We start from the raw sequence: 9,086 nt of genomic DNA on the forward strand, positions 1-9,086 counted from the left end.
TCACCTTGGCTTCTGCTTCCGTGAGACGAATAGTCGCCATCGTGTCCCCATTTGTTTTTGAAAACTAAAGTTTTCAATTTTGCCCGTTGGGCAAAACCTACAAATGGCACGATAACAACCATCCTCTGCTTTTCACCTTGGCCTCTGCTTCCGTGAGACGAGTAGTCGCCAGCGCATTCTCATCCGGCTTTCAAAAAAGTTTTTTGAAAGCCGGGCAGCACAGCAGCGACTGCTCCCTTTTTCGCCAGTGTCCTCTCAGCCCGTTTGCGGACTCCCGGACTATTCTCTTTTTCTCTTCAAAGTCTATCACAGCCCCGGGGCGATTGCAACCCCGCCCCAGCGCGCAAAAGGGCCCCCGGCTTTTACCAGCCGGGGGCCCTTTTTGATGATATGAACTCTCTCGCTTAGTTGTTGTGCTCTTCCACGGCAACCGCGCAAGCGACGGTGGCGCCGACCATGGGGTTGTTGCCCATGCCGATCAGACCCATCATCTCCACGTGCGCCGGCACAGAGGAGGAACCGGCGAACTGGGCATCGCCGTGCATCCGGCCCAGGGAGTCGGTCAGGCCGTAAGAGGCCGGGCCGGCAGCCACGTTGTCCGGGTGCAGGGTGCGGCCGGTGCCGCCGCCGGAGGCGACGGAGAAGTACTTCTTGCCGTTCTCGATGGCCCACTTTTTGTAGGTGCCGGCCACCAGGTGCTGGAAGCGGGCGGGGTTGGTGGAGTTGCCGGTGATGGAGACGTCGACCTTCTCCGACTTCATGATGGCAACGCCCTCGAGCACGTCGTTGGCGCCGTAGACGCGAACGGCAGCCCGCTCGCCCTCGGAGTAGGGGATCTCCCGCACGACCTTCAGATCGCCGGTCTTGAAGTCGTACTCGGTCTCCACGTAGGTGAAGCCGTTGATGCGGGAGATGATGTAGGCGGCGTCTTTGCCCAGCCCGTTGAGGATGACCCGCAGGGGTTTCTTGCGGGCCTTGTTGGCGGTGCGGGCAATGCCGATGGCGCCCTCGGCCGCGGCGAAGGACTCGTGCCCAGCCAGGAAGCAGAAGCAGTCGGTCTCCTCTCTCAGCAGCATGGCGCCCAGGTTGCCGTGGCCCTGGCCCACATCCCGCTGCTCGGCGACCGAGCCGGGGATGCAGAACGCCTGCAGGCCGATGCCAATGGCCTCGGCGGCCTCGGCGGCTTTTTTGATGCCCTTCTTGATGGCGATGGCGGTGCCCAGGGTGTAGGCCCACACGGCGTTGTCAAAGGCGATGGGCTGTACGCCCTTCACGATCTCGCCCACGTCGATGCCCTTGCTCTTGCAGAGCTCGTCGGCCTCCTCCAGGGTCTTGAAGCCGTACTCGGCCAGGCAGGCGTCGATCTTCGCCATTCTTCTCTCTTTACCTTCAAATTGTGCCATATTCGCAAACCTCCTTCTGTCCGTATTCCCTTACTCTTCGCGGGGATCGATGTACTTGGCCGCGCCGTCGTAGCGCCCGTAGGTGCCGACGTTCTTCTCGAAGGCCTCTTTGGGGTCTGCTCCACGGCGAATATCTTCCATCATCTTGCCCAGGCGGCAGAACTTGTAGCCGATGACCTCGTCGTTTTCGTCCAGGGCGGTGGAGAGGACGTAGCCCTCGGCCATCTCCAGGTAGCGAACACCCTTGGCGGCGGTGGAGTACATGGTGCCCACCTGGCTGCGCAGGCCCTTGCCCAGGTCTTCCAGCCCGGCGCCCACCGGCAGCCCGTCCTCCGAGAAGGCGGTCTGGGTGCGGCCGTAGACGATCTGCAGGAACAGCTCTCTCATGGCCACGTTGATGGCGTCGCACACCAGGTCGGTGTTGAGCGCCTCGAGGATGGTCTTGCCGGGCAGGATCTCAGCGGCCATGGCGGCGGAGTGGGTCATGCCCGAGCAGCCGATGGTCTCCACCAGGGCCTCCTGGATGACCCCCTCTTTCACGTTGAGGGTCAGCTTGCAGGTGCCCTGCTGGGGGGCACACCAGCCCACGCCGTGGGTCAGGCCGGAGATGTCGGGGATCTGGTAGGCCTTTACCCATTTGCCCTCCTCGGGGATGGGAGCGGGACCGTGGTGCGGGCCCTTGGCCACGACGCACATTTTCTCGACTTCATGAGAATAGTTCATATCAAAACTCCTTTCGGTTTTTTGGGGACAGAAACCGCAGATGGAGCTGCGCCCTGCGCGCAGTCCAATCTATAATACATTATAGTATGCCTGTCCCGGTTTCGCAAGGGCGTGTCAAAAAATTCACAACGGATGGCCCCATCCCGCCGCCGCATTCCCGGCACGGCGTTGTCCCGCAAGTAGACCCCACAAAAAAGCCGGCCGCCGCGCCCGGCCAACTGCTGGGCCGACCGGGCGCCAGCCGCTCTCCCACGCGGCGCGGCAGGGGGGTTCTATACGGCAGGCACCCGCCATATCGCCTGCTGCGGCCCGCCTCGCTATCTCCACTGCTGCCAACGGCGATGCCCGGCTGGGGGATGGCGACGCCCCCTATCCGCGCATTCCCCCAGCGACGCCCGGCGCGGTCCACGCCGTGCAAACCAAAAGGGTCTGTCCTCCCGCGGTTCATCGGGCCGGGCGGTCGCGCTCGGCGGGCAAAAAAGTGTATCGGTCTGCGCGTTGGGGGTGCGAAGCGGGTTGCCGCCAGTAAAGGCCGCATTGCCGCCGAAAAAGAGGCGGGCCCTATTCCCCTCGCAGTTGTCCTTCAAGGAGCAATGGCTGTGGCAATCGGCAAAAAAGGGGGGCGATGCAGAGACCTGTCCCCGCCCCCCGGCGGCCCGTGCAAAACTCGCTCCCTTTTCCCGCCCCGCTGCCAAATCGGCGCGGTCGGCATCCCACACCAAGCCGTTTGCCCATGCCTCCGCCCCTGTCCTGGGTCGCCGGGCCGTCAACCCCACATCAGCGCAGCGCCCCTTCTCCAACGCCCTCTCCCGTCCGGCCGCGGCAAACTCCTCTGCCCCCAATGGAGCGCCCCATTTCCCCGCGCGGTCCGGCTGCCCGCAACAGAAATTGCGGGCAAACCCGGTAGGGGCAGAACTTCCCCCCTCCCGGACAGGGGAAGTTCTGCCCGCCGCGTTGACTTTGCCGGCGCGGCCCCTTATAATATAGGTTGGTTTATTGTCTAACGTCGAATTGCAAAACGGCCCGCCACACCAGGGCTGTATCTTTTGAGGTGATGAAATGGGATTAAAGGATTTGCTGTTTGGCTCTTACAGCAAAAAGGAGCTCAAGCGCATTGACCCCATCGCGCAGCAGGTCTACGCGCTGGAGGACGAGTACAGGAAAAAGACCGACGAAGAACTGCGCCAGACCACCGTCTCCCTGCGGGAGAAGCTGGCGGGCGGCGCCACTTTGGACGACATCCTCCCCGACGCCTTCGCCGCCTGCCGCGAGGCGGGCGACCGGGTGCTGGGGATGCGCCACTTCCCGGTGCAGGTGGTGGGCGGCATCGTCCTCCACCAGGGCCGCATCGCCGAGATGAAGACCGGCGAGGGAAAAACCCTGGTGGCCACCCTCCCCGCCTATCTCAACGCCCTCTCGGGCAAGGGGGTGCACATCGTCACCGTCAACGACTACCTGGCCAAACGCGACAGCGAGTGGATGGGCAAGATCTACCGCTTCCTCGGGCTCTCGGTGGGGCTGATCGTCAACGGGATGGACAACGAGGCCCGGCGCCGCGCCTACAACTGCGACATCACCTACGGCACCAACAACGAGCTGGGGTTTGACTACCTGCGCGACAACATGGTCATCTACAAGGAGAACAAGGTGCAGCGGGGCTTCAACTTCGCCATCGTCGACGAGGTGGACTCCATCCTCATCGACGAGGCCCGCACCCCCCTCATCATCTCCGGCCAGGGCGACAAGTCCACCGACCTCTACCAGACCGCCGACAAGTTTGCCCGCACCCTCAAGGTCACCAAGGTGACCGAGCTCAACGCCAAAGAGGACAACGACGAGCTGGAGGGCGACTACATCGTCGACGAGAAGGCCAAGACCGCCACCCTCACCAAGGCCGGCATCAAAAAGGCCGAGGCCTATTTTGGCCTCGAAAACCTCAACGACGCCGACAACATGACCATCGCCCACCACATCAACCAGGCCATCCGCGCCCACGGCATCATGGTGCGGGACGTGGACTACGTGGTCAAGGACGGCGAGGTCATCATCGTCGACGAGTTCACCGGCCGCCTGATGATCGGCCGCCGCTTCAACGAGGGGCTGCACCAGGCCATCGAGGCCAAAGAGGGCGTCAAGGTGATGCGGGAGTCCAAGACCCTGGCCACCATCACCTTCCAGAACTTCTTCCGCCTCTACCAAAAGCTCTCGGGCATGACCGGTACCGCCATGACCGAGCAAAACGAGTTCAACGAGATCTACAAGCTGGACGTCATCGAGATCCCCACCAACAAGCCCAATGTCCGCAAGGACCACGACGACCAGGTCTACAAGACCGAGCAGGCCAAATTCAACGCCGTCATCGACCAGGTGGTGGAGAGCCACGCCAAGGGCCAGCCGGTGCTGGTGGGCACCATCTCCATCGAAAAGTCGGAGCTGCTCAGCAAGATGCTCAAACACCGGGGGGTCCCCCACCAGGTCCTCAACGCCAAATACCACGAAAAAGAGGCCCAGATCGTGGCCCAGGCCGGCAAGAAGGGCGCCGTCACCATCGCCACCAACATGGCCGGCCGCGGCACCGACATCATCCTCGGCGGCAACGCCGAGATGATGGCCAAGGACGAGATGCGCAAAAAGGGCTACTACGAGGAGCTGCTGGTGGAGGCCACTGGCTATTCCGACACCGACGACGAAGAGATCATCGAGTGCCGCAAGACCTTTGCCGAGCTGGAGCAGAAGTACAAAGAGCAGATCGCCGCCGAGGCCGAAGAGGTCAAGGCCGCGGGCGGGCTCTTCATCATCGGCACCGAGCGCCACGAGTCCCGCCGCATCGACAACCAGCTGCGGGGCCGCGCCGGCCGCCAGGGCGACCCGGGCGAGACCATCTTCTACATGTCGCTGGAAGACGACCTGATGCGCCTCTTCGGCGGCGAGCGGGTCCAGGCACTGATGAACTCCCTCGGCCTCGAGGAGGACCAGCCCATCGAGACCAAAATGCTGACCAACGCCATCGAGAGCGCCCAGCGCAAGGTGGAGGGACGCAACTTCGGCATCCGCAAAAACGTCCTCCAGTACGACGACGTGATGAACAAGCAGCGCGAGATCATCTACGCCCAGCGGGACAAGGTCCTCAACGGCGAGGACCTGAAGCAGTATGTCCTCACCATGCTCGAGGAGGGGATCAAGGACGTGGTCTCCACCTACCTGGCCGCCGACAGCGACCCGGCCGACTGGAACCTCAAGGGCCTCAAAGACCACTACCTGGGCTGGATCACCGGGGAGGACGACCTGGACTACACCCCCGAGGAGCTGGCGGGCCTGACCCCCGAGGACGTCGCCGCCCAGCTCATCGAGCAGGCCAAAAACATCTACTTCGAGAAGGAAGAGAAGTACGGCTCCCCCATCATGCGGGAACTGGAGCGGGTGGTCCTGCTGCGGGTGGTGGACACCAAGTGGATGGACCACATCGACGCCATGGACGAGCTGAAAAAGGGCATCTACCTGCGCTCCTACGCCCAGAAAGACCCGGTGGTGGAGTACAAGATCGAGGGCTTCGACATGTTCGACGCCATGGTCGAATCCATCAAGGAGGACACCGTCAAGATGCTCCTCACCGTGCAGATCAAGACCCAGGAGGAGCCCAAGCGCGAGGCGGTGATGAAGCCCGCCACCAACCAGTCCGGCGACGGCTCGGCCGCCAAGGAGCCGGTGCGCAAAAAGAAGATCGGCCGCAACGACCCCTGCCCCTGCGGCAGCGGCAAAAAGTACAAAAAGTGCTGTGGCCGGTTTGAAAACTAGCCCCACACACTGACAAAGCGGGTCCGCCCCTTCGGGCGGGCCCGCTTTTTGCGCCTTTTTCCCCGCCCGGCCCCATTCCCCGCATAGCGGGGCCCCAAATGGCCGAACCTTTTAGAGGAAAAAGGCAGAACAAAACTACACCAAATCGGTTGACATTTGCCCGGTGAAGGTGTATGCTGGGCTTGGAAATTGACACCCCCCCGGGGGTGGGGTACCATAGAAAGGAAGGCTGCCATGAAACAGAAATTCGATGTCACCGGCATGACCTGCTCGGCCTGCTCGGCCCACGTGGAAAAGAGCGTCGCCAAGGTGGAGGGGGTCTCCGCGGTGGCAGTCAACCTGCTGGCCAACAGCATGGTGGTGGAGTACGACGAAAAACAGATCGGCCCCGACACCATCTCCAAGGCGGTGGCCGACGCCGGCTATGGCGCCTTCCCCGCCGCGGGCAACGGCCGCTCGGCCAAGGCCGCCGCCGGCAATTCGGCGGTGGACCGGGCGCAGGAGGAGATGCGCGCCATGAAGCGCCGGCTCATCGTCTCCTTTGCCTTTATGATCCCCCTCTTCTACCTCTCCATGGGCCACATGATGGGCTGGCCCCTGCCGGGCATCTTTCTGGGCAACGAAAACGCCATCACCTTTGCCTTTACCCAACTGCTGCTCTCCCTGCCCATCGTCTGGGTCAACCAGCACTACTTCACAAACGGCTTCAAGACCCTCTTTCGCCGCTCCCCCAACATGGACTCCCTGATCGCCATCGGCTCGACGGCGGCCATCGTCTACGGCATCTTCGCCATCTACAAGATCGGCTGGGGGCTGGGCCACGGCGACATGCACCTGGTGCACCAGTACTCCATGGACCTCTACTTTGAGACCTCAGGGATGATCCTGGCCCTCATCACCCTGGGCAAGTTCCTGGAGGCCCGCTCCAAGGGGAAGACCAGCCAGGCCATCACCAAGCTGATGGACCTGGCCCCCAAGACCGCCCTGGTCATCCGCGACGGGGAGGAGCGGGAGATCCCGGTGGAGGAGGTGCAGATCGGCGACCTGATCGCCGTCAAGCCCGGCGCCTCCATCCCGGTGGACGGGGTGGTGGAATCCGGCGCCACCGCCGTGGACGAGAGCGCCCTCACCGGCGAGTCGATCCCGGTGGAGAAGGGCCCCGGCGACAAGGTGACTGGCGCCTCGGTCAACAAGACCGGCGCCTTTATCTTCCGCGCCACCAAGGTGGGCGACGACACCGCCCTGGCCCAGATCATCCACCTGGTGGAGGAGGCCAGCGCCTCCAAGGCCCCCATCTCCAAGCTGGCCGACAAGGTCAGCGGGGTCTTTGTGCCGGTGGTCATCGGCATCGCCCTGCTGGCCACCGCCGTCTGGCTGCTCACCGGCCACACCTTTGAGTACGCCATGTCCATCGGCATCGCCGTGCTGGTCATCTCCTGCCCCTGCGCCCTGGGGCTGGCCACCCCCACCGCCATCATGGTGGGCACCGGCAAGGGGGCGGAAAACGGCATTCTCATCAAGTCGGCCGAGGCGCTGGAGACGGCCCACTCCATCGACACGGTGGTGCTCGACAAGACCGGCACCGTCACCGAGGGCAAGCCCCAGGTGACCGACATCCTCCCCGCCGCCGGCATCTCCGAGAGGGAGTTGTTGCAGTTGGCCGCCTCAATGGAAAAGCCCTCGGAGCACCCGCTGGCCGACGCCATCGTGCAGCGGGCCGCCGAGGAGGAGTTGGAGCTCACCCCCGCCGAGCGGTTTGAAGCGGTCTCCGGCCGGGGGCTGCGGGCCACCCTGGGGGGGGAGAGCTGCCTGGCGGGCAACCGGGCGATGATGGCCGAAGCCGGGGTGGACGACAGCGCCCTGGCCGAGGCCGGCGAGGCCCTGGCCGAAGACGGCAAGACCCCCCTCTACTTTGCCAAAGCAGGGAAGCTGCTGGGGGCCATCGCCGTGGCCGACGTCATCAAACCCACCAGCGCCGCCGCCGTCTCGGAACTGCGGCAGATGGGGGTGGACGTGGTGATGCTCACCGGGGACAACCGCAAGACCGCCGCCGCCATGGGGCGGCAGGTGGGGGTCTCCCAGGTGATCGCCGAGGTGCTGCCCCAGGACAAGGAGGCCCAGGTGCGCGCCCTGCAGGAGCAGGGGAGGAAGGTCGCCATGGTGGGCGACGGCATCAACGACGCCCCCGCCCTGGCCCGGGCCGACGTGGGGGTCGCCATCGGCGCCGGCACCGACGTGGCCATTGAATCGGCCGACATCGTGCTGATGCGCAGCGACCTGCTGGACGTGGTGGGGGCCATTCAGCTCTCCAAGGCCACCCTGAAAAACATCAAGGAGAACCTCTTCTGGGCGCTGATCTACAACTCCATCGGCATCCCCTTGGCGGCGGGGCTCTTCATCCCCCTGCTGGGGTGGAAACTCAACCCCATGTTCGGCGCCTTCGCCATGAGCCTCTCCTCGGTCTGCGTGGTGACCAACGCCCTGCGGCTGCGGTTCTTTAAGCCCAAATACCGCGGCGATATGCACGATGCGCAGCCCGCCGCCCCCGCTGCGAAAGCTCTGCCGGCCCAGCCGGCGGCTGACGATAAAGCCCCTGAAACGACCACAAACACGAGACAGACAGGAGGAAACACTGTGAAAAAAGAGATGCTGGTAGAGGGAATGAGCTGCGGACACTGCTCCGCCCGGGTGGAAAAGGCCCTGAACGCCATCGACGGGGTCACCGCCACCGTTGACCTGGACAAAAAGACCGCCTTCATCGAGCTGGCCAAAGAGGTGCCCGACAGCGCCCTGAAGGCCGCCGTGGAGGACGCCGGCTACGAAGTCGTCGAAATCCGCTAGGGCGATGAAGGCCGACAAAGCGTCCGTCACCCGGCTGCTGAAAACCGCTCGCGGACAGTTGGACGGGATCCTCAAGATGGTGGAGGAGGACCGGTACTGCCTGGACATCTCCAACCAGATCCTGGCCACCGAATCCATCCTCAAAAAGGTCAACCGGGAAATCGTCCACGCCCACATGCAGAGCTGCGTCAAGGGCGCGGTGGGCGGCCCCGACGCCGGGGAAAAGGTGGAGGAGCTGATGACCCTCTTTGACAAGCTGGCGAAGTGATCGCCCACAGAGAAAGGGGGGGGGGGGGGGGGGGGGGGGGGGGGGGGGGGGGGGGG

At 63.9% G+C, this 9,086-nt stretch carries 5 protein-coding genes; 3 read left to right on the plus strand and 2 right to left on the minus strand.

All coding sequences use genetic code 11. From position 1 onward, the window contains the following. Positions 1–404: 404 nt before the first annotated feature. Together ACTNAU_RS13120 and ACTNAU_RS13125 are read right to left on the minus strand one after the other, a co-directional pair. Positions 405–1,403 carry a GGGtGRT protein gene (locus tag ACTNAU_RS13120; RefSeq protein ID WP_185915802.1) on the minus strand — a complete coding sequence of 333 codons (999 nt, stop codon included), beginning with the start codon at positions 1,401–1,403 and terminating at the stop codon, positions 405–407. Positions 1,404–1,433: 30 nt separating this feature from the next. After that, on the minus strand, positions 1,434–2,126 hold the full coding sequence (locus tag ACTNAU_RS13125; protein ID WP_021660272.1) for an iron-sulfur cluster assembly scaffold protein: 693 nt from the start codon (positions 2,124–2,126) through the stop codon (positions 1,434–1,436). A gap of 1,059 nt (positions 2,127–3,185) precedes the next feature. Here ACTNAU_RS13125 and secA point away from each other — a divergent pair. From secA to ACTNAU_RS13140, 3 genes are all read left to right on the plus strand, one after another. After that, on the plus strand, positions 3,186–5,921 hold the full coding sequence (gene secA / locus ACTNAU_RS13130) for a preprotein translocase subunit SecA (RefSeq protein ID WP_441098665.1): 2,736 nt from the start codon (positions 3,186–3,188) through the stop codon (positions 5,919–5,921). A gap of 234 nt (positions 5,922–6,155) precedes the next feature. After that, positions 6,156–8,762, plus strand: coding sequence for a heavy metal translocating P-type ATPase (locus ACTNAU_RS13135; RefSeq protein ID WP_441098666.1), 2,607 nt, complete (start codon positions 6,156–6,158; stop codon positions 8,760–8,762). Between the two features lie 4 nt (positions 8,763–8,766). Beyond that, the gene (locus ACTNAU_RS13140) at positions 8,767–9,030 is read left to right on the plus strand and encodes a metal-sensing transcriptional repressor (protein WP_441098667.1); all 264 of its coding nucleotides are present in this window, start codon (positions 8,767–8,769) and stop codon (positions 9,028–9,030) included. The last annotated feature ends 56 nt before the right edge of the window (positions 9,031–9,086 follow it).

The organism is Bittarella sp. HCP28S3_D9 (genome assembly GCF_052065655.1).
GTDB classification, from domain to species: Bacteria; Bacillota; Clostridia; order Oscillospirales; family Ruminococcaceae; genus Bittarella; species Bittarella massiliensis.

What these genes read in the sequence shown, in the direction of transcription:
- secA (WP_441098665.1), top strand. Translation starts at nt 3,186, where the DNA reads ATGGGATTAAAGGATTTGCTGTTTGGCTCTTACAGCAAAAAGGAGCTC.
- ACTNAU_RS13125 (WP_021660272.1), bottom strand. Translation starts at nt 2,126, where the DNA reads ATGAACTATTCTCATGAAGTCGAGAAAATGTGCGTCGTGGCCAAGGGC.
- ACTNAU_RS13135 (WP_441098666.1), top strand. Translation starts at nt 6,156, where the DNA reads ATGAAACAGAAATTCGATGTCACCGGCATGACCTGCTCGGCCTGCTCG.
- ACTNAU_RS13140 (WP_441098667.1), top strand. Translation starts at nt 8,767, where the DNA reads ATGAAGGCCGACAAAGCGTCCGTCACCCGGCTGCTGAAAACCGCTCGC.
- ACTNAU_RS13120 (WP_185915802.1), bottom strand. Translation starts at nt 1,403, where the DNA reads ATGGCACAATTTGAAGGTAAAGAGAGAAGAATGGCGAAGATCGACGCC.